Here is a 23089-nt window from a genome sequence, read left to right as displayed (position 1 = left end):
ATTATGTAGGCTCCACCTGCCCTAATTTAGGTAAGCCTTTCCTACAGCGCGCGGGAGTGTCGGTGTTCGCCAGCTACCTCATAGGACTGCGAGAAGGACTGGAGGCGACGCTCGTCGTCTCCGTCCTGATCGCCTTCCTGGTCAAAAGTGACCGAAAGGACAAGCTGCCACACGTCTGGGTCGGCGTCGTGGCCGCCCTCGCGCTGGCCGTCGGTTTCGGCGCGCTGCTGACCTTCACAGCGGCCAACCTCGGTCACACGGGGCAGGAGCTCTTCGACGCGATCACTTCGCTGCTGGCCGTGGTGTTCGTCACCTGGATGATCTTCTGGATGCGCCGCATGGCCCGCGCGCTCTCCAAGGAGCTGCGCGGCAAGCTCACGGAGGCGCTCGAGATGGGCTCCCTCGCCGTGGTCGTGATGGCCTTCCTGGCCGTGGCCCGTGAAGGGCTGGAGACGGCGCTGCTGTTCTTCGCCTCCGTCCAGAGCTTCACCGCATCCGCCGGGGGCGTCAACAACCCCGCGGATCCGCTCATCGGCATCAGCCTGGGCCTGCTCACCTCGGTGGCGATCGGGTGGGGCATCTACCGCAGCGCCCTGAAGATCAACCTCACCAAGTTCTTCACCTGGACGGGCCTGCTGCTGATCCTGGTGGCCGCCGGCATCTTCAAGTACGGCGTGCACGACCTGCAGGAGGCCAACATCCTGCCGGGCCTGACCACCTACGCCTTCGACATCAGCGCGATCCTGCCCGCCGACTCCTGGTACGGCGCGCTGCTGGCCGGAATGCTCAACATCACTCCCCAGCCGAGCGTGCTGGAGGCCCTGGCCTGGGTCCTCTATCTCGTGCCGACCCTCATCCTCTTCCTGCGCCGCCCCCAGTCGACCTCTGCCCCGGCGAAGTCCACCGCCGCGCCCGAACAGGAGCGTCATGCTTAACTCCACCGCCCGCGGCCTCGCCCTGATGGTCGGCGCGTTCACCCTGGCCGCCTGCGGCTCAGGGACGCCGGCCACGACCGGCTCCGCCGCACCCGCCAAGCCGGGGAAGATCAGCGTCGCCGCCTCCGACACCGAGTGCAAGGTCGCCACCGCCGAGGTGCCCGCGGGCACCAGCACGTTCACGATCACCAACGGCGGCACCAAGGTCACCGAGTTCTACGTGTACGCGCCGGGTGACCGCGTCATGGCCGAGGTGGAGAACATCGTGCCGGGCCTGACCCGCGAGGTCATCGCCGAACTGCCCGCCGGGGCGTACGAGACGGCCTGCAAGCCCGGCATGGTGGGCAAGGGCCTGCGCAACGCGCTCAAGGTGACCGGTGAGCACAAGCCGCTCACCGACAACGCCAAGCTGGCCGAGGCCACCGCCAGCTACAAGCGCTACATCAAGACGCAGAGCGACACGCTGCTGATCAAGACGCAGGAGTTCGTCGACGCGGTCAAGGCGGGCGACATCGCCAAGGGCAAGGAGCTCTTCCCGGTCGCGCGTACGTACTGGGAGCGCATCGAGCCGGTCGCGGAGATCTTCGGTGACCTGGACCCGGCGATCGACGCCCGCGAGGCCGACCTGGCGGCCGGCGAGAAGTGGACCGGCTTCCACAAGATCGAGAAGGATCTCTGGATCACCAAGGACATCAGCAAGGACGGCCCGGTGGCCGACAAGCTGATCGCCGACGTCAAGACCATCGTGGCCAAGTCCAACTCCGCCGAGCTGACCCCGCTCAACCTGGCCAACGGCGCCAAGGAGTTGCTCGACGAGGTCGCCACCGGCAAGATCACCGGCGAGGAGGACACCTGGTCGCACACCGACCTGTGGGACTTCGACGCCAACGTTCAGGGCTCCAAGGCCGCCGTGCAGGCGCTCCGCCCAGTGCTGGACGAGCGCGCGCCCGACCTGGTCAAGACGCTGGACGAGAAGTTCGCCGCGGCCGAGGCCGCCTTGGGTAAGCACCAGAAGGGCGATGGCTGGCAGCTGCACAACGAGCTGTCCAAGGCCGAGCTGAAGGCGCTGTCGGACGCGATCAACGCGCTGGCCGAGCCGATCAGCAAGATCGCCCCGATCGTGACGAAGTAGGAGAGGCAGGACCATGAGCGAGCGCATGAGCCGCAGGAAGCTGTTCGGCATGGGCGCGGCGGGGGCGGCGGCCGTCGGCGTCGGCGCCGTGGCCACGCGCTCGCTGCTCGAAGAGCCGCCGGTCGCGCACGCGGCCTCGATCTCCGACCCCGTCTCCTTCTACGGCGAGCACCAGGCGGGCATCGTCACGCCCGCCCAGGACCGGCTGCACTTCGTCTCCTTCGACGTGACCACCGACAAGCGGGCCGAGCTGGTCGAGCTGCTGCAGGAGTGGACGGCCGCGGCCGCCAGAATGGCGCAGGGCAAGGAGGCGGGCACGTTCGGCACGCTCGGCGGGGTCCCCGAGGCGGCGCCCGACGACACGGGCGAGGCGCTCGGCCTGCCCGCCTCCGGGCTGACGCTGACGATCGGCTTCGGGCCGTCGCTCTTCGACAAGCGGTTCGGCCTGGCGGACAAGCGCCCCGCCGCCCTCGCCGACCTCCCGAAATTTCCTGGTGAGGCGCTCATTCCGGAAATATCCGGTGGCGACATCTGCGTGCAGGCGTGCGCGCACGACCCCCAGGTCGCCGTGCACGCCATCCGCAACCTGGCCAGGATCGGCTTCGGCAAGGTGTCGGTCCGCTGGTCCCAGCTCGGCTTCGGCCGTACGTCCTCCACCTCGCGCGCCCAGGCGACGCCGCGCAACCTGATGGGCTTCAAGGACGGCACGAACAACCTCAAACTGGAGGACGCCGAGCTGCTGCGCCGCCAGCTGTGGGTGGACGCCCAGGACGGCCCCGCCTGGATGACCGGCGGCAGCTACATGGTCACCCGGAAGATCCGCATGATGGTCGAGACCTGGGACCGTACCTCGCTGGCCGAGCAGGAGGCCATCTTCGGCCGGGACAAGGGCGCCGGCGCGCCGCTGGGCAAGAAGGCGGAGTTCGACCCGCTGGACTTCGCGGCCAAGGGCGCCGACGGCGGGGCGCTCATCAAGAACGACGCCCACGTCCGGCTGGCCCATCCCAGCACCAACGGCGACGCCCACCTGCTGCGCAGGGGCTACAACTTCGTGGACGGCTCCGACGGGCTCGGCCGCCTCGACGCCGGGCTGTTCTTCATCGCCTATCAGCGGGATCCGCGCAAGCAGTTCGTGCCGGTACAGATGCGGCTGGCCAAGAGCGACGCGCTCAACGAGTACATCAAGCACATCTCCAGCGGGCTGTGGGCCTGCCCTCCCGGGATGCGGGACGCGGGTGACTACTGGGGACGCGCGCTCTTCGCGTGACTGGGGACGCGCGCTCCTTGCCTGACTGGGGACGCGCGCTTCTCGCCTGGCTGGGGGCGCGCGCTTCACCTGACTGGGGGCGCGCTCTTCGCTTGACGTAGAGCCGATCTACTTCGCCTGATGTACAGCCGGTTGCAAGCCTGACCTGTTCACATGAAGCAAGCGCAGTGACACGTCAGGGAGGCCGTTGTGATCATTGCTGTTGGGGCCTTCGCCTTACTCCTTCTGCTGATCGCCGTCCTCATCGTCGTGATCTACAACGGGCTGGTCCGCAAGCGCAACGCCGTCGAGAACGCCTGGGCACAGGTCGACGTGCAGCTCAAACGCCGCCACGATCTGGTCCCCAACCTGGTGGAGGTCGTACGCGGCTACGCCGGCCACGAGCGGCAGACGCTCACCGCCGTCACGGCCGCCCGCGCGCAGGCCCTCGGCGCGCACAGCCTCGCCGAGCAGGCCGGCGCCGAGAACGCGCTGACCGGCGCCCTGAAGACCCTGTTCGCGGTCGCCGAGTCCTACCCCGACCTCAAGGCCAGCCAGAACTTCGCCGAACTCCAGGAGGAACTGGCCACCACCGAGAACCGCATCGCCTACTCCCGCCAGTACTACAACGACGCCGTCCTCACCTACAGCAACGCGATCCAGACCGTCCCGGCCAACATCGTCGCGGGCATGGGCGGATTCACCGCCCGCGAATACTTCCAGGCGCCCGGCGAGGAGCGCGGGCCCGTACAGGTGCGGTTCTGATGACCGCCTGGTTCGCCGCGGCGGCCGTCGCCACCGCCTTATGGGCGCTGCTCCTGCTGGCCCTCGCGCTCGCGACCCGCACCCCGGACGTCACCCCCGGCCCGCCCGGCGGCGCGCCTACGGACGAATCACCCGCCGTGGTCGACCTCATCACCGGCGGCTGGCGCCTGTGCGACGAGGCCGCCTCGGCCACCCTGCTCGACCTCGCCGCGCGGGGCGCCGTCCAGATCGAGGAGGTCGGACCGGAGCTGTCCCTGGTACGGCTGCGCAAGGCCGAGGGGCTGAACCCGTACGAGCAGCTTGTTTATGAGCACGTACGCTCACTCGCGCGCGACGGCGTCGTGGCGACCGGCGCGCTGGCAGAGGGCTCGCGCAACCTGGGCCGCTGGTGGAAGAGCTTCCGCAAGAAGGTCATCGCCGACGCCCGGCGGCGGGGACTGTCGCGGGCGCGCTGGAGCCGGGCGCACGCGACGCTGCTGTTCGCGGCGGCGCTCGTACCCGCCGCGCTGGTGGCCGTCGCGGTCACCCTGGCCGACGCCTCGGCCGACTCCGACCGCGACGGCGGCATCGGCGCGGGCGTCCTCGCCTACGCCGCGCTGGTCTACCTGGCCGGTCGGCTGAACGGCGAACGCGGCACCGACCTGGGCATCCAGGCGGCGGGGCACTGGCTGGCCGTACGCGAGAGCCTGTCGAACTCCCGTTTCGCCGACAAGCCCGCGGCGAGCGTGACCATCTGGGGCCGTCCCCTGGCGTACGCGGCCGCTCTCGGGCTCGCGCCGCGCGCGGTGCGCAGCCTGCCGGTGAGCGTGCCGGCCGACGACCGCCGCGCCTGGTCCGACTACGGCGGCATGTGGCACGCGGTGGACGTACGCTACCCGTCACGGCTCATCTGGGGCAGGCCGCCGCTGCACGCCATCGGCCGCGGCCTGGCGGCGGGGTTCTTCGTCGGCTTCTGGACGTGGATCGTGCTGATCGTCCTGTCCGCGTTCGAGCTGTGGCCGCAGGCTCTGGCCCAGCCTGGCGGCTTCGCCGTCGGCCTCGCGATCGCCGCCGTGCCCGCCGTGCGCGCCCTCCTGGACTTCACCGGCCAGACCTGGATCGAAGGCCAGATCGTCCGCCTGCGCAGACGCCGGTCGGGAGGCAACGAGAACCGGCCGAAGTACGTCTACTGGTGCGCGATCGACGAGGGCCGGGGCCGCGAGCTCAAGGCGTACGGCGTGGCCGAGGACCGGTGGAGCCGCTTGTCGGAGGGCGATGTGGTCCGCGCCAGGGCCGGGTGGCGGGTCGGCTGGATCGGCGAGATCGAGGTGCTACGGAACACCGCCCACCGGGGCCACTACGCCGACACCCAGGACCACCTGATCGACGCCCCACGCAACCTCGGCGAGATCCGGCCGGGGTGGGGAGGGCAGGACGGCGGCATGCGTTCCTGACCGCGCCGTCGGCCTCGGGGTTGATACCCGATCGGCTCCGTGTGCGCGAAGGACCGGTCACGTGCGGTGGCGGGCCGAAGCGGGGCGGTGGCGGGCCGAACCCGGCGAGGGGGCCGGTCAGGTGTGGTGGCGGGCGCGGGAGGCGGCGGCGTGGGCGCGGTTGGCGCAGCGGGTCGAGCAGAACTGCCGCCGCCCCGGCCGGCTCCGGTCGATGAAGGCGTCCCGGCACGGCGAGGCCGCGCACAACCGCAGCCGTGCCCAATCCCCTGCGGCAGCCACGTCGAGGAGCTCGCGCACCGCGCGCACCGCCAGCCGGTCCGCCGTCCCCGCGCCGTCGGGCGCCGCGAGCCGCAGCACCGGCACCCCGTCCACGTCCTCCACGGCCACGCGCGTCGGCAGCCCGGCCGCGAACCGGGCCAGCGCCCGCGTCCGCTCCGGCGGCTCGCAGGCCAGCACCGCCCGCAACCGCCCGCGCATCTCCCGAACAGCGGCCAGCTCAGGCTGCTCGCCAGGCGACTCGGGCTCTTCACCAGGCGATTCACCAAACTCCTTCTCGCCGAACTCCTCCTCACCAAACTCCTCCTCACCAAACTCCTCCTCACCAAACTCCTCCTCGCCGAACTCCTCCTCGCCGAACTCCGCGCAGAACTGCCGCAGCGCCGCAGGGTCCGGCAGCCGCTCCGGCTCGTCCAGATACTCGTCCCACGTGTTGGCGAGGTCCAACGCCACCAACCCCGTATCGACGTACTGGCGCATCTCGTTTTCCTCCTGCTACCGTCAGGACTATGAGCACTATAACCCCTGACACGAGATTCGCCATCCTCGATGCCCCCTCGAACCTCGGCCTGCGCCCGCCCGCCCCGGACGCGGTTCCCGGCTGCTACAAGGCCCCGTGGGCGCTGCGTGACGCCGGGCTGCGGGAGCGGATCGGCGCGGAGGACGCGGGCGCGGTGGTTCCGCCGCGCTATGTGGCCACCTGGCAGCCGGGCGACGGGGTCCGCAACGGCCCGGCCATCGCCGCGTACGCCAGGAAGCTGGCCGATCGCGTCGCCGCCATCCGCGAGTCGGGGGCCTTCCCGATCGTCCTCGGCGGCGACTGCTCGATCCTGCTGGGCCCGGCCCTCGCGCTGCGCGAGAGGGGACGCTACGGCCTGGCGTACCTGGACGCTCATGCCGACTTCCGCAACCTGGGCAATTCCCCGTACGTGAGCTCGGCGGGTGGAGAGAGCCTCGCCCTGGTGACCGGCCGTGGAGACGACTACCTGACGGACATCGGCGGTCTGCGCCCGTACGTGGCCGACGAGGACGTGATCGTGCTCGGCGTCCGCGACGAGGAGGACCTGCGGGACGTCAAAGAGTCCGGTCTCGCGTACGTGCCCGCCGCCGACCTCGGACCCGGCACCCTCGACGTCGCCAGGAAGGTGCTGGTCCGCGACGACCTCGACGGCTTCTGGATCCACGTCGACGCCGACGTGCTCGATTCCGCGATACTGCCCGCGGTCGACTCCCCCACGCCCGGCGGGCCCGACTCGGACGGCCTGGCGGGGCTGCTTCGTGGCCTGCTCAGCCTCCCGGGAGCCGCCGGACTGGAGCTCACCATCTTCGACCCCGACCTCGACCAGGACGGCAGCCAGGCCGCCCTCCTCGTGGACGTCCTAGCGACGGCGCTCGCCACCGACCAGTGAGGCTTACCCCTCAGGCGAGGGTGTCCCGACTGATGGGACGACGGGCCGTACTCCCTTGACGATGCCTGATCCACCTCGGAGGATTATGTACAGATTGTGGACTAAAGCAGTCAGGGAGCCGAAGTGACCAAGCCGCTCAGCGTGCAGCTCTACTCCGTAAGGGATCAACTGGCCGCCGACCGTAACGACGTGCTGCGCCGGATAGCCGGAATCGGTTACGGGGCCGTCGAGCCCTTCGACCCGACCGGCGATCCCAAGGGCTTCCGGCAGGTGGCCGACGATCTCGGACTGACCGTTTCGAGCACGCACGCCTACGCGCTGCTCAGCAAGGAGCCGGCCGAGGTCTTCGACGCCATCGCCACCGTGGGCACCGACTTGGTGATCATCCCGGGTGGCATCGCGCACGAGGAGTTCACCACGCGCGACGGCCTGTCCAGGACCGCCGACCTGCTGAACGGCCTGGCCGAGCAGGCGGCCGCGTACGACATGCGGATCGGCTACCACAACCACTGGTGGGAGATCGAGCCGCGGATCGACGGCCGCCACGCCCTGGAGGCCCTCGCCGACCTGCTGGCTCCGGAGGTGTTCCTGGAGATCGACACCTACTGGGCCGCCGTGGGCGGCGCCGACGTGCCCGCCCTGCTGCGCGGTCTTTCCTCCCGGATCCTGGCACTGCACGTCAAGGACGGCCCGGGCGTCAAGGAGGAGCCGCACGTGGCCGTGGGGCAGGGCGTCATGCCGGTGCCGGAGATCCTCGCGGCCAGCCCGGACACCTGGCGGATCGTGGAGCTCGACAGCTGCGCGGGCGACATCTTCGAGGCGCTCGCCGGCAGCCACGACTACCTCACCGAGCTGAGCGCTTCATGAGCTCCGGACCCGTAGGCGTCGCCATCGTCGGCGCCGGTGTGATCAGCGGCACCTATCTCCGTCAGCTGTCCTCCTTCCCCGACGTTCGCGTGCTCGGGATCGCCGACCTCGACACGGCCAGGGCCGCCACCGCCGCGCGCGAGCACCAAGTGCCGGTCTCCGGCACCGTCGAGACCGTACTGGCGCTGCCGGAGGTGGAGATCGTCGTCAACCTGACGATCCCGGCCGCGCACGCCGCCGTGGCGCTCGCGGCGCTGCGCGCGGGCAAGCACGTGTACAGCGAGAAGCCGCTGGCCCTGGACATGGACGAGGCGGCCAAGGTCACCGCGGAGGCGGCGAACCTCGACCTGCTCGTCGGCAACGCCCCCGACACCTTCCTCGGCGCGGGGCTCCAGTCGGCGGCCAAGGCGCTCGCTTCCGGCCTCATCGGCACCCCGGTGGGCGTCACGGCCGCCTTCCAGAGCCTCGGCCCCGAGTCATGGCACCCCAATCCCGAGTTCCTGTACCAGCGTGGCGCCGGTCCCCTGTTCGACCTGGGCCCCTACTACCTGACCGCTCTCGTCGCCCTGCTCGGCCCGGCGGCCCGCGTCACGGCCAGCACCCGGCGGGCCCGCGACCACCGGGTGATCGGCTCGGGGCCGAAGGCGGGCACGGCGTTCGCGGTGGAGGTTCCCACGCACGTCAACGCGCTGATCGACTTCGTGGGCAGCGCCAGCGCGACCGCGACGTTCAGCTTCGATTCAGCCATCCGCCGGCAGACGATCGAGATCATCGGCACCGAGGGGGCGCTGTCGCTGCCCGACCCGAATAACTTCGACGGGCAGCTGCTGGCCCGCGGTCCGCATGACGCCGAGTGGCGGGAACTGCCCGTCACGGGTACGACGGCCGGACGCGGCCTGGGCGTCCTGGACATGGCCAGGTCGTTGCGTACCGGGACCCCGCACCGGGCTTCGGGCGCGCTCGCCCAGCACGTACTGGAGATCATGACCGCCATCGGCGAGGCCGGAGAGGACGGCGAGGCGCGCCGCCTGCACACCACGTCACCCACCCCGCCGCCACTGCCCGACGGCTGGGACCCGCACGCCGCCACGCTGACGTAGACGTGGCAGACCGGCCCGTTCACGCTTGGTCAGCCGAGCGTGAGCGGGTCGGCCTTAAAGGGGAGATCGGTTGCGTGACTCTCGTGGCGGAGTGTCGAATGGGATCGGCACGTGGGCGCGACGTCGACGAACCCCCCGGGAGTGGCTATGAGGCCGTTGGCCATCGCATTGATCGCGATCCTGCTGGCCACGGGCTGTTCGACGCCGAGGCGGGACAAGATCACGGTCGCGTGCGGCGCGAGCGAGCGATGGTGCGCGATGATGGTCAAGAGGTTCTCCGACTCCACCGGCGTGGAGGCCGAATTCGTCCGGCTGTCGAGTGGTGAGGCGCTGGAGCGGATCAAGGCGGCCAGGGCGCGGCAGGAGTTCGACGTCTGGCATGGTGGTCCGGCCGACTCCTACGTGGCCGCCAAGAGTCAGGGGCTGCTGGCGCCGTATAAATCCGACAAAGCCGGTGAAATCCGGCGCGGGTGGACTGACCCGGAGTATGCCTGGAGCGGGATCTACGCCGGCGTGCTGGCCTTCTGCAACAACACCAAGGAGCTGGCCAAGCGCGGCATGCAGCCGATCCACTCCTGGCGGGAGCTGCTGGACGAGCGACTGCGCGGCAGCGTCGCCATCGCCCACCCGGCCACCTCCGGAACCGCCTACACAGCCCTGTGGACACAGGTGGAGCTCAACGGCCGCGACCAGGACAAGGCACTCGACTACATGCGCGGCCTTCACCCGAACGTGCTGAGATACAACTCCTCCGGCAGCGCGGCCGCCTTGCAGGCCGCCAAGGAGGAGGCGGCGGTCGGCGTCGTCTTCTCCCACGACTGCGTCGCCGCCCAGGAGCAGGGCTATCCGAACCTGCAAGTGACCTTCCCGCAGGAGGGCACGGGTTACGAGCTCGGCGGCCTGGCCGTACTGGCCGGGGCCCACAACCCCGACAGCGCACGCAAGTACGTCGACTGGGCGCTGAGCGGAGAATCCCAGCGGCTGGGGCCGCTGGTGAACTTCTACGCCCTACCTACCAACACCACGGTGCCGGCGCACTCCAAGGCGGCCGACCCGGCGACGGTCAAGCTGGTCTCCTACGACGTGGCGGTCGCCGGCCGCGCCAAACAGACACTCGTCGACAGGTTCAGCGCGGAGATCGCCCGGCCGCCCGTCTAGGTCTCTTCCCGAGGCGTCCCTTCCCTTTCAGCCTCGCGAGACGGCCGCCCCTGCGCCCGGGGACGAAGTCCTCGATCCAGGTGCCGTTGATCCCGGATCGATTTCATCGCGCTGACATCGGTGGAGGGCGACGCCTGCCCGATGAAAGCGATAAGTCAGCGCGCTCTGTCATCGTCCTCAACATAGCCACGAGGAGGACCCATATGCGGCGGATCCTGCCGATAGTGACTTTGCTGATCCTGGCGCTGGTCCCGGCGCCGAACGCGGTGGCCACCAAGGGCGCGCGGTCCGGGCTGCAGTGCGCCCCGTACTTCATCATCGGGCTGCGCGGCTCCGCGCAGGCCATGAGCGATCCGCTGGGCATGTCCGGGGTGACGGGGGTGTACGCCCAGGAAGCGCTGACCGTCCTGCCGGCGGACCAGACCAAGACGTACTCCCTGCCCTATCCCGCGGGCGACGTCAGCCTGAAGGCGTTCCCGCCGTCGCTGATCGACGGGAAGTGGATCCTGACGATCGCCGTACGCCGGTTGGTACGCATGTGCCCGGGGATGAACATCGGCCTGATCGGATTCTCGCAGGGCGCGATGGTGATCAACCAGGCGCTCCCCATGCTGGACGCCGAGGAGCGCAAGGCCATCCGGGCAGTGCTGATGATCTCCGACCCCCAGAGCGGCGGGGACACCTCCTACGACGCGACCGTCGGGGCCGACAACGGCCTGCCCAACGCGCGCGTGGGCGGCGGCATCCTGGGCAAGAAGGTCCTGCCCGCCGACATCCAGGACAGGACCACCGACTTCTGCATCGTCGGCGATCCGATCTGCGACGCGCCCGAGGAGAAGACCCTCGACTGGGCCCTCACGGCGGGTCTGTTCCTGTGGCAGATCCACACCCAGGACTATCCGGTCTGCTGCCAGGAACTGCTCGTCTACAGGGCGATGGCGGTCGCCTTCGCCAGGCGGCTGCTCCAGTCGCCCTCGTCCCCACCCGTGCTCAAGCCGATGCCGCCGTTGCCCGAGGGATTCTGCCCGTCGCTGCAGTCCGGCGTACGTCAGGCGGGCACTCCCACAGCCCTGGCCGGCTGCGACGGCAGGCCCGCTCCCGACGTCAAGGAGGCCCAGGCGTGAACCACCTCACGCGCCGCTATGTCCTGCGCGCCGCCGGTGTGACGATCCTGGCGGGGGTGACCGGGGCCGCGACTCCCCCGAAACAGACGCTGACCGGCCAGGAGATCGAGATGGTCCTCCAGGTCGCGCGATTAGGCGCGGTCTATCCCGTGCCGTTCCCCGACGAGCACGGGGTGTCGCAGGCCACCGCCGAGCGCTTGCGGGTCCGCCTGCCGGAGCTCGCCCCCGCACGCTTCCAGCTCGTCCGCGACGCGGTACGCGACCTCGCGGCGGCCGGTCTGACCGGCGCCTCCCGCGACCGGCTGCTCGACGGCCTGGCCCGTAAGGCCGCCGACAACGGCGGCGACGCGCTGACGGCGCTGACAGCGCTGGCCGTGGCGACGGTGTCCACGGACTTCAGCCCCAATGACGACACCGCGGCCGTGTTCTGGCTCGGTGGGCTGCGACAACGCCATCTCCGGCTGAAGGGGGACCGACGTTCATGAGACTTCTTCCTGAGCACGAGGAGGCGCTGAAGCGCGGGAAGGAGGCCGTGCTCGGGGCGTTCGCCGCCGTCCCCGGCACCACCGCGTTCGGCTACGGGTTCCGGCGGCGCGGTGGCGAGCTGACCGACGAGCCCGTGGTCGTCGCGTCGGTGGCCAAAAAGCGCCCGCAGGGGTACGTGGCGCGCAGCCGCCTGCTGCCCAGGACGGTCGAGGTGGACGGCCGCAAATGGGGCGTCGACGTCATCCAGGCCGGCCCGTACACGTTCGGCCGGGAGGGCGGCCGCCAGGGCGGCCGCGAGGGCGGCCGGCGGAGCCCGGCGGCCCAGAACGCCACGCTGCGGAAAACCGCGAACCAGGGCGTCGGAATCGGCAACGAGCGGACAGATGACTGGGGCACGTTCGGCTGCCTCGTTCGCGATCTGTCCAACGGCGGGGCCCCGTCCATCCTGACCGCCGGGCACGCGGTCGGATCGACGCACGGCGCCGTGCCGGGCGATGTCATCGTGCAGGGGACCTGGGCGGGTGGGACCGGCCCTGCCATCGGCGAGCTGACCCGGTTCACCAGGCTGCGCAAGGACGGCCGCAACCTGGTCGACGCGGCGGTCGTCAAGATCACCGACATGGACAACTTCGACGAGTTCACCACCAGCGAGAACAAGGAGATGCCACGTATAGGCGTCCGCCATCCGCTGATCGGCATGCTCGTCGGCATGGCCTCCGACTACTCGGGGCTGTGCACCCGGATCGGGCCCATCCTGGCCGAGATGAACGTCCGGCCGTACCAGGACCTGGGCGACCCCGACTTCCCCGTCACCTGCGACGTGATCGACTTCGACATGAAGGTGGACAAGGCAGGCGCCGGTAGCTGGTACACCTCCAGCATCGTCGTCGGCATCGGCGTGACCCCGGTGGACCTCGGTTTCTTCACGAACCACGACTTCTACATGTTCGACGACATGGTGCAGGTCGACACCGGGTTCTGCCTGCACGACGGCGACGCCGGCGCGGCCGTGTGCCTGGGCGGTGACGGCAGGACCCGGATCGACTGGACCCAGGTGAACTGCTCGTTCCTGGAAGGGGCCGGCGAGATGTACGACCTGCCGCTGGTGGGGGACGAGAAACTCGCCGACCGGTTCCGCGACGACTTCCTGCTGCGCAGCCGGGTGGGCCGGATGCTGGTCCGCCTGTTCTACGTCAACTTCCAGGCGCTCGTCGACCGCGTGAAGGGCAGAGAGGCCAGTGCCCTGGAGAAGGACTACGCCAAGCATCTGTACGAAACGTACCGATCGGTCCTGGAGACCGTCCTGACCACACCCGACACCCCTGACCGGGTGATCACCGCACAGCACGTGAGCGACGCCGCCAAGGTGGTGGACGGTCTGCGCCCGCGGCTCTCGGCCCAGGAATACACCGCCGCCAAGCAGATCCACGCGCTCTTCGCCCAGACCGTGGGCATGAACCGGCAGCAGCTCCTCACGATGATGAACGGCGACGACCTCTACCAGAAGATGCACACCATCCTCAGCCGGGTGCCGACCGTCCAGTACCTCGGCCCGGTCGGGGCGGATGCCTGAGACCACGGCCGTCACGGCCTACTCGGCCCGGGTCCAGGACAGGCTGCGCGGGCTGATGGCCGGGCTCCCCCGGCCGGCCCGCGACCTGGTGACCGGCTTCGTCGACCGGCCCGGCAAGCGCCTGCGCTCGAGGCTGCTCGGCGCCGCCGCGCGGTGCGGCCCGCACGACCCGGAGCGGGTCGTGCGGCTCGGCGCCGTGGTGGAGCTGCTGCACCTGGCCTCGCTGGTGCACGACGACGTGATCGACCGGGCGCCGACCCGCCGCGGCGCCCCGACCGCGCACCTGGTCGCGGGGCCGGAACCGGCGGTGCTGGCCGGACTCTCCTGCCTGGCCCTGGCCGGTACGGAGGCCGCCGACCTGGGCACCGGCCCGAACCGGCTGATCAGCGCGGCCGTCGCCCAGCTGGCCCGGGGCGAGCTGCTGGACGTGGAACGCGCCTTCGACACCACGTACACGCTCGCGGACTACGACGAGCTCGTCGAGCGCAAGACCGGCGCGTTGTTCCGGCTGTGCTGCGTGCTCGGCGCGGCGGAGGCGCGGCTGGGATCGGCGCGGTCCGAGGCGCTGGCCGCCTTCGGTCTCCATCTGGGGGTGGCCTTCCAGATCCTGGACGACTGCCTCGACCTGGCCGGACCGAGCACCGATTCCGGCAAACCTGCCGGAACCGATCATCTGCTCGGCCTGTTCGGCGCCCCGACGCTGTGCGCGCTGCGTGACGCGCCGTCGGGCGAACTGGCCGCGCTCCTGCTCGACCCGGCGCTCACCGCGGCGGACCTGCCGCGCGTACGTACGCTCGTCATCGCCTACGGCGGCATCAGCGCCGCCCACGATCTGGCGCGCGCCGCCCACGACGAGGCGCTCGCCGCCCTCGGCGACGGCGGCGCGGGCCGCCAGGCACTGCTCCAGGTCGCCACTTCGCTGTGGCGGGAGACCCCGTGCTGACCCGCCGCACGGACGTGCTGGTGGTCGGGGCGGGACCGGCGGGCGGCGCGACGGCCGCGGCGCTGGCCCGGCACGGGCTGCGCACCCTGCTGGTGGACGGCGGCGAACCGGGGGCGACCCACGACGTCGCGCTCAGCGCCTCCGCCATGGACGCCCTGCGCGCCCTCGGAGTCGCGGCCTTCGACGGAGCATGGCCGGTGGACGGGGTGGATGTCCGGTTCGGCGACGGTCCGGCCCGTCCGCTCCCCGGCGTGGGCGCCGCCGTCTGCGATCGTGAGTGGCTGCGTACGCGGTTGCGCGAGCTCGCCACCGATCTCGGCGCGGCCATGCTGCCGGGGCGGATGACCGACTGCGAGCCGCACCCCGACGGGCACCGGGCGGTGATCGCCACAGGCGGTGGCCAGGTGGCGGTCCTGGCCCGGCATGTCGTCCTCGGGACGGGCTCGCTGCCCGGCAGACGGCCGCACGGCGAGGGCATGGCCGTCGTCCAGCGGTTCGCGCTGCCGGAGCGGGGCTCCCGGCTGCTGCTCCATCTGGTGCCCCCCTCCCCCGCCGATCCGCACGACCGCCCGGCCGGGATCTGGATCATGCCCGCGGGACCAGGGACGTGCGCCGTCGGCGCCGTCCGCGTCGGAGACCGGCAAGAGAGCGCGGCCGATCTGCTGGCCTCGGCGATCGAGCGGCTCGCCGGGGCCGACCCCGTGTTCGCGACGGCCCGGCCCCTCGGTGAGCTCGTGTCCGGGCCGGTCAGCACCGGGTTCGCCCCCGCGCTCGCCGGGCACGAGGGCCGGTTGCTGGTCGGGGACGCCGCCGGGCTGGTCAACCCGTTCACCGGCGAAGGGCTCGGCTACGCGGTGCAGAGCGCGCTGCTAGCGGCCGACGCGATCGCCGCGCATCCAGACGATCCCGGCGCCGCGCGCGAGGCGTACGCACGGCGGCTGGCCCGTGCGTACGTCGGCCACTTCGAGACCGCCCGCCACGCGGCCCGCCGCTACCATCTGGCCTGGCGCGTCCTGGCCGCCACCGCGCACAGCGACCAGCCGATCTTCGCGCTGGCCCGGCGGGGCATGCTGTCGGCCGGGGAAGCGGCCGAGCCGGTCGAGCTGAACCCGGACGACCGCCTGTACCTGAGCCCGTTCCTGGCCGCCTGCGCCGAGACGGCCGTGTCCGCGGTGCGCGAGGAGTGGCCCTTCATCGCGCGACTGCTCACCGCAGGGGCGGGGCTTCGCCCGGCGTCGCTGCTGCTGGCCGGGGTTGTCGCGGCCGGAGCGCATCCCCAGGCCGAGCTGGCGGGGGCCGGCGCGGCGATGGACCTGGCCGCGCTCGGCGCCCTGTCCCTGATCGGCGCGCCGGAAGCGGGTGTGCCGGTGCGGGGGCAGGCGCGCGGGGTCGACTGGGAGTCCGCCGTCACCGTGCTGGCCTGCGACTTCCTGCTGTCGCAGGCGGCACGCCTGGTCGCGGAGTCGGCTCCGGAGGCGTCCTGGGCGTTCGCGGACTGGCTGGCCGAGCTCACCAGGATCAGGGCCGAGAGGATCGCCGACCCGGGCACGACCGACGCCGGCGACCTGTTCGCCGCGCTCTTCGAGTTCCCCATACGGATCGGGGCGCAGCTCGGCGGCGCCGGCACGGCGGTCATGGAGGCGCTCAGGGAGTTCGGCGGGCACTGCGGACGGGCGTTCCTGCTGGCCGAGGACGTTCTCGCGCTACGCGGGGGGCCGACCCGCCTGGCCACCACCACCCGGGCGATGCTCGCGGCGCGGACCTCGACGCTCCCCCAGCTCCTGGGCATGCCCGGCCTCACCGGCACGGACAACCCGCACGTGCGGGCGGCCGCGCTGGCCGTGGCGTCCCGTGCCTGCCGCGGCGAGATCGACCTCGCCCTGCGTGCCGCCGGCCGCGTCCCGGTCGCGCGCGCGGCGCGCATCCTGCGCGCGCACGTTCTGACGATCAGAGCCTCGATCGATGCCCCGTCCGCGGAAGTCACCGAAAGGATCACCCCCGATGAGACGTGCGACTGTCCTTAAGGTGGCGATGGCGGCGGTGCTGACCGTTCCGCCCTACGTCGCCGTACCACCGCCCGACCCCTCGGCCCTGGCCGCCTCCGCCGCCGACCGCCTCGTCGCCGACCGGCCAGAGCTGATCCACCGCTCCGGCCAGGACGTTCTCGTGCGGGGCCGCGTGGTGTCCGGGGCTCACGGGCTGCGCTATGTCCCGTACGAGCGTACGTACGCGGGCCTGCCCGTACGCGGCGGGGACTTCGTCGTGGTCACCGACGCGGACGGACGCGTGCTCAGCACCTCCATCAACCAGGAGCAGGCCTTGTCGGTGGAGACCCGGCCGGAGGTGTCCGCGCAGGACGCGGGGACGGCGGCCCGCCGCGAGGTCGGCACGGGAACCGACATGACGCCGCCCACGCTGACGGTCCTGGCCCGGGGCGGCGGCGTGCTGGCGTACGAAACGGTGATCACCGGCGTCAAGGGCACGCGCCCGAGCCGGCTGCACGTCTTCGTCGACGCCCGCACCGGCAAGGTGATCGACTCCTGGGACGAGGTGGCCGACGGCGTGGGGAGCAGCTACTACCACGGCCGGATCCCCTTCGACACCACCCGATCGTCCACCCTGTACGGGATGTCCGACCCCGTACGGTCGGGAGTGCGCTGCGGCGGCCTGGACGGCCGCACTTACACCGATCCCGACGACGACTGGGGCAACGGCACCGGCACCGACCTGGTCACCGCCTGCGTGGACGCCATGCACGCGGCGCAAGGGGGCTGGGACATGCTGGATCGGTGGCTGAGCAAGCCCGGCGGGTTCGACGGCTACGGCCGCAGCTTCCCGATGCGCGTCGGGTACGACGACGCGAACGCGTACTACGACACGTTCAAAACGGTTTTCGGCCACAACCTCAGCCGGACCCGGCAGGCGACGTCGACCGACGTCGTCATGCACGAGCTCGGGCACGCCATTTTCGACTTCACGCCCGGCGGCGCGCAGGGCACGCGCGAGAAGGGCGGCCTCAACGAGTCGACCGGCGACATCTTCGGGACGGTGACCGAGTGGTACCTGAACGAGCAGGCCGACCCGCCGGACTACCTGATAGGCGAGCAGGTCGACCTGGTCGGCACGGGGCCCATCCGGAACATGTACGACCCGTCAAAGGTCGGCGACCCCAAGTGCTTCAGCGAGGCCGTGCGCGACATGGAGGTGCACGCCGCCGCCGGCGTGCAGAACCACTGGTTCTACCTGCTGGCCGAGGGGTCCGCCCCCGTCGACGCCGCCCGGCCGGGCAGCCCCACCTGCAACGGTTCGGTCGTGCATGGCATCGGCGTCCGCCAGGCGGCCATGGTCTATATGGAGACCCTCAACCGCAAGGTGTACGAATGGAGCCACGAGGAGGCCCGCCGCGCCTCGATGGAGGCGGGGCTGCAGCTGTTCGGCTGTGAGGGACTGCGCGCCGTACGCGACGCGTGGAACGCCGTCAGCGTCCCCGCTCACCCCAACGAGCCCAATTGCTGATAGACGCAGGTTCTTTGAAGTTTTTGAAACCGGGTGTCTGCGGCCCTTAGGCTCAGCCGAATGCACAGGGGTTTAAGGCGGAGCACTTGATCCACTTCAGCGTCCTGGGCCCGCTGCGGGTGAGGAGCGCCGCGGCGGAGATCTCGTTGTCCGGGCCCAAGCAGCGCATCGCGCTCGCGACGTTGCTGCTGCACGCCAACGAGCGCGTCTCCGCCGACCGGCTGATCGCCCGGATGTGGGACGGCGACGAGTCGTCGAACGCGCGCGCGGCCCTGCAGACGCATCTGACCCGCCTGCGTCGTGCCCTGGGCGATCCGGGCCTCATCCAGACCTTCGACGGCGGTTACACCATCAGCGTCACCGCCGACAGCCTCGACCTGCTGCGGTACCGGGAGATCATCAGACGCTCCCAGAGGAGCGGGCCGGCCGAGGAACTGGCCGCGCTGACCGAAGCGATGGCGCTGTGCGGCGAGCCGCTGCTGGCCAACGTCCCCTCGGAGACGCTCCATCGCGAGGAGGTCTCCCTGGTCGTCGAGGAGCAGGTGCGCACCCTGGAACGATGGTCGGAGCTGCACCTCGAATGGGGCAGGCCGGAGCAGGGGATCGCCGTGCTGCGCTCGGCCATCGCCAGGCATCCCTACAGGGAGCGCCTGTGGGCCAACCTGATCCTCGCGCTGCACCGCTCGGGGCGGCAGGCGGAGGCCATGGAGACCTACCAGAGCGTCACCCACCGGCTCCTCGAGGACCTGGGCGTCGGCCCCGGGGAGCCGCTGCGCCGGGCCCACCGTTCGATCCTGGTCGCCGACGAGTACGAGGTGGCCGACGCGCCGATGACGCCGCAGCAGCTGCCGTCCGGCATCGCGCACTTCACCGGGCGCCTGGCCGAGCTGGCCCGGCTGGACCGGCTGGTGGCCGACCTGCCGGGGCGCAGCGAGATCGTGGTGATCGGCGGCCCGGGCGGCGCGGGCAAGTCCGCGCTGGCGGTCCACTGGGCGCATCAGGTGATCGACCGCTTCCCCGGCGGGCAGCTGTACCTGAACCTGCGCGGGTTCGGCCCCGGCGGGCCCATGGACCCGAAGGTGGCGATCGAGACGCTGCTGCGCGCGATGGGCGTGTCCGCCACGAGCCTGTCGGCCGACCTGGACGCGCGCGCGGCGATGCTGCGCAGCACGCTGGCGGGCCGGCGCATGCTGCTGCTCCTGGACAACGCCCGTGACAGCGCGCAGGTACGTCCTCTGCTCCCGGGGGCCAACTCGCTGGTGCTGGTGACCAGCCGCAACCAGCTGCGCGGGCTGGCCGCCAGGGACGGCGCCCGCCGGCTCAGCCTCGACCCGCTCACCCCGCCCGAATCCCTCGAACTGTTGGAGAAGGTGATCGGCGCACGGCAGGTCGCCGACGAGCGCGACGCGGCCGTACGCCTGGTGAAGCTGTGCGACGGCCTGCCGCTGGCGCTGTCGGTCATCGCCGAGCGGGCCCACCGCGGCGGCGGCCTGGCCAGGATCGTCAGCGCGCTGGAGGACGAGAAGGCCAGGCTGGAGCAGTTCGGGATCGGCGAGGACGACCCCATGGCCGACCTCAACACCGCGCTGCTGTGGTCGTACCGGGCGCTGACGGCACCGGTGGCCAGGATGTTCCGCCTGCTCGGCCTGCACCCGGCCGGAGATCTCTCGCTGGAGGCGGCGGCCGCGCTGGCCGGCGTGGCGCCACAGGAGGCCGGCGCGCTGCTCGACCATCTCGTCGCGGCCCACCTCGTCAAGCAGGTCCAGCCGGACCGCTTCGAGCTGCACGACCTGGTGCACCTGTACGCCACCGGCCGGGCCGTGGAGGAGGAGACGGCCGGTGAGCGCGACGCCGCGGTGGACCGGCTGCTGGACTGGTACCTCTACACCGTCGTGGAGGCCGACAGGCAGATGCTGCCGCACCGCGTACGGGACTTCGTCGAGCCCCACACCAGCCAGATCTCGCCACTGACGTTCGACGATCACCGGCAGGCGCGCAACTGGCTGGAGCGGGAGTACCACTGCCTGCGCTCGGTCATCGCCTGGGCGGCGGCCAACGGCCGGGCCGGGCACGCGTGGCGTATCTCGATCGGCATGACCACCTTCTTCGACCGGTACATCCCCTGGCACGACGGCCTGGAGTTCACCCGGTCGGCGCTGCGGGCGGCCGAGATCGCCGCGGAGCCCGCCGGGCAGGGCTTCACGCTCAACTCCCTCGGCTGCGTCCACTTCGACATGGGTGAGCATGAAATCGCCCTGTCCCGCTTCAAGCAGTCGCTGTCCCGCTTCCGGCAGGCCGGACATGCCAGGGGCGAGGCGATGCTGCTGGGCAACCTCGGCCTGGTCCACGGCGAGCTCGGCGACACCGCAGAGGGCAGGCGCTGCCTGGAACGCGCACTGACGCTGTACGAAAGCCTCGGCGGCCAGTACGGGATCGCCCACCTTCTCGACAATCTGGGCATCGTCAGCCATCTGGCGGGCGACCATGAGCTCGCGGTCGAGTACTACCGCCGGGCCCTCACGGCCACCGCCTCCAACGGCAACACCGATGTGCGCGGCGACATCTGGCGCAACCTCGGGCGCGCGTACGTGGCCCTACGGGACTGGCGCAGGGCGCTGCGCTGCTTCCGCGAGGCGGTGGCCCTGTACGAGGGCAAGGGCAACCGCCGCTGGCTGGCCATGTGCCTGATCGACCTGGGCCGGGCCCTGGCCGACGCCGGGCGCCGCGAACCGGCCAGAGGCGTCCTGCTGTCGGCGCTGGCCGAGCTGAAGGCCATGGACGACCCGCGCGTGGGCGAGGTCGCGACGATCCTGGAGACTCTCTAGTGCCGTGAACCGCGGGCTGATGCCGGAAACCCGCCAACCCGACCCGCCCGCTTCAGGACACTCCTAGGAGCAGCCCTCGAACTGCGGGACCGAGACCACCGACAGGTCGATGCCCGACTTGCCGAACCATTTGTCCAGCAGCATGTTCGCCGTGCCGTCCTGGTACATCTCGGTGATGGCCCGGTTGAGCTCCTCGCAGCCGTCCACATCACCCTTACGAATGCCGATCGCCGTCCGTTGCTCGTTGAAGGTCGCACCGACCAGGTGCAGATCGACGCCCGGCTTGGTGAGCAGCCCCGCCAGGATCTGGCTGTTGGTGGAGATGGCGTCGATCCTGCCGTCCTTGATCATCTGCAGGCATACGTTGTAGTCGGGCGCGGGGACGGCGATCGCCTTGACCCGGCGCTCGTCGATGATCCGCTGGGCGATGTTCGTACCACGCACCCAGCAGATCTTGCGGCCCGCCAGGTCGCGGACGTCGCGGATGACGTCCTTGTCGGCCGGCCGCACCGCGATGTCCTGGAAGTCGACGTGGTAGGGCCCGGCGAAGTCGATCACCTTCTTCCGCTCCGGGGTGACCGACATGTGGGCGAAGACCAGGTCAGCCCGCCCTTGTGTGAGCACGGTGAGCTGGTCTCCGGCGGTGATCTCCAGCCAGCGGATCTGCTTGTGCAGCCGGGAGATGAGATATTTCGCCACGTCGATGTTAAAGCCGTAGTACACGCCGCCCTGCCCCTTGAAACTGATCAGCGGGACGTCGGAGCGGATGGCGACGATCAACTTGTCCTTGTCCACGATGGATTCCGGCCGCGCAGCGCCGCAGGCGGTGAGCAGCAGCGTCAGGCAGATCAGCAGCTTTCTCACCGGTACTCCCTGAGCCGTGGCCAGATCCCGACCAGGATGAGCAGGGCGCCGGCGGCCAGCCCGGCGGGGATCAGCCGCCACAGCGTCTCCAGGGCTCCATCGCCGCTGTCGATGGCGCGCTCGAAGTCGGACTCGTGCCGCCGGACCAGCTCCTCCAGCATCTTGTCGTAGCTTTCGTAGGTCTGGGTGAGCTCGCCGTCCCAGTACTTGATCGCCGCTTCGGCCGTCATGGTCCGCATCCGCGCGTCCGCCTGCTGGAACTTCTGGTACACGGCGAAGAGGCGTTCCCGGTCCTGGCCCGTCAAGCTGCCGAGCAAGCCCTGGAAGTCGGCCCGCAACTTGCTCTGGTAGTCGGGCAGGCTGGTGGAGTCGACAGCCGCGATCGTCTGTGACTTGTCCAGGAAGCTGTGTTCGTAGGTGTCCTTGCGGAAGCGGTCGAGCAGGTAGCGATTCTGGTCTCCGTGCATGCTGTTGCTGATAGCCCGCGCCCTGGTCAAGGTGAGCACCGCGTCGAAACCGCCGCGCTTGGCCTCGTCCAGCGCCTGGCCCTGCCGGTTGAGCAGGACCGTGCCCGTCACCAGACCGGCCACGGTGAGCACGGTGGCGACCACCAGGGCCGGCGCGAAGACCCGGCGGAACCTGCGGGTCAGGTACATCTGCAGACCCACCAGGCAGGCCAGCGCGAGCAGCCCGGTGACGATGACGGCGAAGCGGGCCAACGAGGTGGCCGAGCGCTCGGCCACATGCGCGCGCCGGACGATCGTCCCGGTTTCCAGGGTCAGGTTGTAGGCCTGGGGAAGCAGTTCGCGATGCATGAGGTCGGTGGCCTTCTGATAGGCCTGGACCACATTGTCAGGCGGCTGTCCCGCGGTGTGCTTGGACTGCACGTCCAGCAGCCGGGCCTGGGTCGCCAGCCGTTCGTAGCGGCCCAGGCCCTCGATCAGCGACTCGACCGTGCGTTGCTCGGCGGGATTGTCCAGGGCCAGCCGGTACGCCTTGAGCAGGCTCTCGGAGATCTCCAGCCGACGCTGGTCATAGTTGGTCAGATCGGCCTGCTGCTGGGGGCCATACTCGCTGCCCAGCAGCAGGGTCTCGGCCACCAGCGCGTCCATCTCCGACATCTGCCGATACAGGCCCGTGGTGGCGAGGACCTGCGGCCCGGCGTCATGTCCGATGGTGCGTAAGCCGGAGCCCGTGCTCGCCGCTCCGGCCAGGATCGCGGCCAGCAGGAGCGCCAGCGTCAGGAGGGACAGCCCGGCCAGCGTACGCACCCGCCCGGAGACCGACTTCTCGCGCCTGATCGAAGGCGTCGCCGTCACTGTCATGGGCCGCTCCGAAGGGAGACGCCGGGATCGTTGGTGTACACCGCGCCCCCCGAGATCGACTCGTGCTCAGAAATTCGAGCATGGCCGCGAAAGTGACAGATCCGCAAGAGGA

At 70.7% G+C, this 23089-nt stretch carries 19 protein-coding genes; 16 read left to right on the top strand and 3 right to left on the bottom strand.

Annotated features, from left to right (window positions below):
• Positions 1-62 precede the first annotated feature (62 nt).
• From efeU to AB0J16_RS09345, 5 genes are all read left to right on the top strand, one after another.
• Positions 63-935 (top strand): iron uptake transporter permease EfeU, encoded by an 873-nt coding sequence (gene efeU, locus AB0J16_RS09365; RefSeq protein ID WP_358536435.1) that lies wholly within the window; start codon positions 63-65, stop codon positions 933-935.
• Positions 928-2067, top strand: a complete 1140-nt coding sequence (efeO, locus tag AB0J16_RS09360) for an iron uptake system protein EfeO (RefSeq protein WP_358536432.1) — start codon at positions 928-930, stop codon at positions 2065-2067. Before efeU ends, efeO begins: the two co-directional genes overlap by 8 nt.
• A 13-nt stretch (positions 2068-2080) precedes the next feature.
• Positions 2081-3334 (top strand): iron uptake transporter deferrochelatase/peroxidase subunit, encoded by a 1254-nt coding sequence (efeB, locus tag AB0J16_RS09355; protein ID WP_358536429.1) that lies wholly within the window; start codon positions 2081-2083, stop codon positions 3332-3334.
• 189 nt (positions 3335-3523) lie between these two features.
• Complete coding sequence (locus AB0J16_RS09350; RefSeq protein ID WP_358536427.1) at positions 3524-4078, top strand: LemA family protein; 555 nt, start codon at positions 3524-3526, stop codon at positions 4076-4078.
• Positions 4078-5511 (top strand): hypothetical protein, encoded by a 1434-nt coding sequence (locus AB0J16_RS09345; protein ID WP_358536425.1) that lies wholly within the window; start codon positions 4078-4080, stop codon positions 5509-5511. Before AB0J16_RS09350 ends, AB0J16_RS09345 begins: the two co-directional genes overlap by 1 nt.
• 117 nt (positions 5512-5628) lie before the next feature.
• On the opposite strand, the gene AB0J16_RS09340 is transcribed toward AB0J16_RS09345, so the two are convergent.
• Positions 5629-6267 carry a CGNR zinc finger domain-containing protein gene (locus AB0J16_RS09340; RefSeq protein WP_358536423.1) on the bottom strand — a complete coding sequence of 213 codons (639 nt, stop codon included), beginning with the start codon at positions 6265-6267 and terminating at the stop codon, positions 5629-5631.
• A gap of 29 nt (positions 6268-6296) precedes the next feature.
• Between AB0J16_RS09340 and AB0J16_RS09335 the strand changes: the two genes are divergently transcribed.
• The 11 genes from AB0J16_RS09335 to AB0J16_RS09285 all read left to right on the top strand — a co-directional run bounded on the left by AB0J16_RS09335 (position 6297) and on the right by AB0J16_RS09285 (position 20788).
• Complete coding sequence (locus tag AB0J16_RS09335; RefSeq protein WP_358536421.1) at positions 6297-7196, top strand: arginase family protein; 900 nt, start codon at positions 6297-6299, stop codon at positions 7194-7196.
• Positions 7197-7319: 123 nt separating this feature from the next.
• Complete coding sequence (locus AB0J16_RS09330; RefSeq protein WP_358536419.1) at positions 7320-8063, top strand: sugar phosphate isomerase/epimerase; 744 nt, start codon at positions 7320-7322, stop codon at positions 8061-8063.
• Positions 8060-9163: a Gfo/Idh/MocA family oxidoreductase gene (locus AB0J16_RS09325; protein ID WP_358536417.1), complete on the top strand. Its 1104-nt coding sequence runs from the start codon at positions 8060-8062 to the stop codon at positions 9161-9163. The genes AB0J16_RS09330 and AB0J16_RS09325 overlap by 4 nt, the downstream gene beginning before the upstream one ends.
• Positions 9164-9310: 147 nt before the next feature.
• The gene (locus AB0J16_RS09320) at positions 9311-10321 is read left to right on the top strand and encodes an ABC transporter substrate-binding protein (protein WP_358536415.1); all 1011 of its coding nucleotides are present in this window, start codon (positions 9311-9313) and stop codon (positions 10319-10321) included.
• A gap of 224 nt (positions 10322-10545) precedes the next feature.
• Positions 10546-11445 (top strand): cutinase family protein, encoded by a 900-nt coding sequence (locus AB0J16_RS09315; protein ID WP_358536413.1) that lies wholly within the window; start codon positions 10546-10548, stop codon positions 11443-11445.
• The gene (locus AB0J16_RS09310; RefSeq protein WP_358536411.1) at positions 11442-11930 is read left to right on the top strand and encodes a hypothetical protein; all 489 of its coding nucleotides are present in this window, start codon (positions 11442-11444) and stop codon (positions 11928-11930) included. The genes AB0J16_RS09315 and AB0J16_RS09310 overlap by 4 nt, the downstream gene beginning before the upstream one ends.
• Positions 11927-13504 carry a hypothetical protein gene (locus tag AB0J16_RS09305; protein ID WP_358536408.1) on the top strand — a complete coding sequence of 526 codons (1578 nt, stop codon included), beginning with the start codon at positions 11927-11929 and terminating at the stop codon, positions 13502-13504. The genes AB0J16_RS09310 and AB0J16_RS09305 overlap by 4 nt, the downstream gene beginning before the upstream one ends.
• A complete protein-coding gene (locus tag AB0J16_RS09300; protein WP_358536405.1) occupies positions 13497-14447 on the top strand; it encodes a polyprenyl synthetase family protein in 951 nt (316 codons plus the stop codon). The genes AB0J16_RS09305 and AB0J16_RS09300 overlap by 8 nt, the downstream gene beginning before the upstream one ends.
• Positions 14441-16471, top strand: a complete 2031-nt coding sequence (locus AB0J16_RS09295) for a lycopene cyclase family protein (protein WP_358536402.1) — start codon at positions 14441-14443, stop codon at positions 16469-16471. Before AB0J16_RS09300 ends, AB0J16_RS09295 begins: the two co-directional genes overlap by 7 nt.
• Positions 16449-17963 (top strand): M4 family metallopeptidase, encoded by a 1515-nt coding sequence (locus tag AB0J16_RS09290; protein ID WP_358536399.1) that lies wholly within the window; start codon positions 16449-16451, stop codon positions 17961-17963. Before AB0J16_RS09295 ends, AB0J16_RS09290 begins: the two co-directional genes overlap by 23 nt.
• An 86-nt stretch (positions 17964-18049) precedes the next feature.
• On the top strand, positions 18050-20788 hold the full coding sequence (locus AB0J16_RS09285) for a BTAD domain-containing putative transcriptional regulator (RefSeq protein WP_358536396.1): 2739 nt from the start codon (positions 18050-18052) through the stop codon (positions 20786-20788).
• Between the two features lie 63 nt (positions 20789-20851).
• On the opposite strand, the gene AB0J16_RS09280 is transcribed toward AB0J16_RS09285, so the two are convergent.
• Both AB0J16_RS09280 and AB0J16_RS09275 read right to left on the bottom strand, forming a co-directional pair.
• Entirely contained in the window at positions 20852-21652 is an 801-nt protein-coding gene (locus tag AB0J16_RS09280; protein ID WP_358536393.1) for a transporter substrate-binding domain-containing protein, read from the bottom strand.
• Complete coding sequence (locus tag AB0J16_RS09275) at positions 21649-22977, bottom strand: hypothetical protein (protein ID WP_358536390.1); 1329 nt, start codon at positions 22975-22977, stop codon at positions 21649-21651. Before AB0J16_RS09275 ends, AB0J16_RS09280 begins: the two co-directional genes overlap by 4 nt.
• Positions 22978-23089: the final 112 nt, after the last annotated feature.

This window comes from Nonomuraea sp. NPDC049750, from assembly GCF_040659625.1.
In the GTDB taxonomy this organism is placed as follows: Bacteria; Actinomycetota; Actinomycetes; order Streptosporangiales; family Streptosporangiaceae; genus Nonomuraea.
Note: the sequence above shows the minus strand (reverse complement) of the source record. Positions and strands in the feature narration are given on the sequence as shown.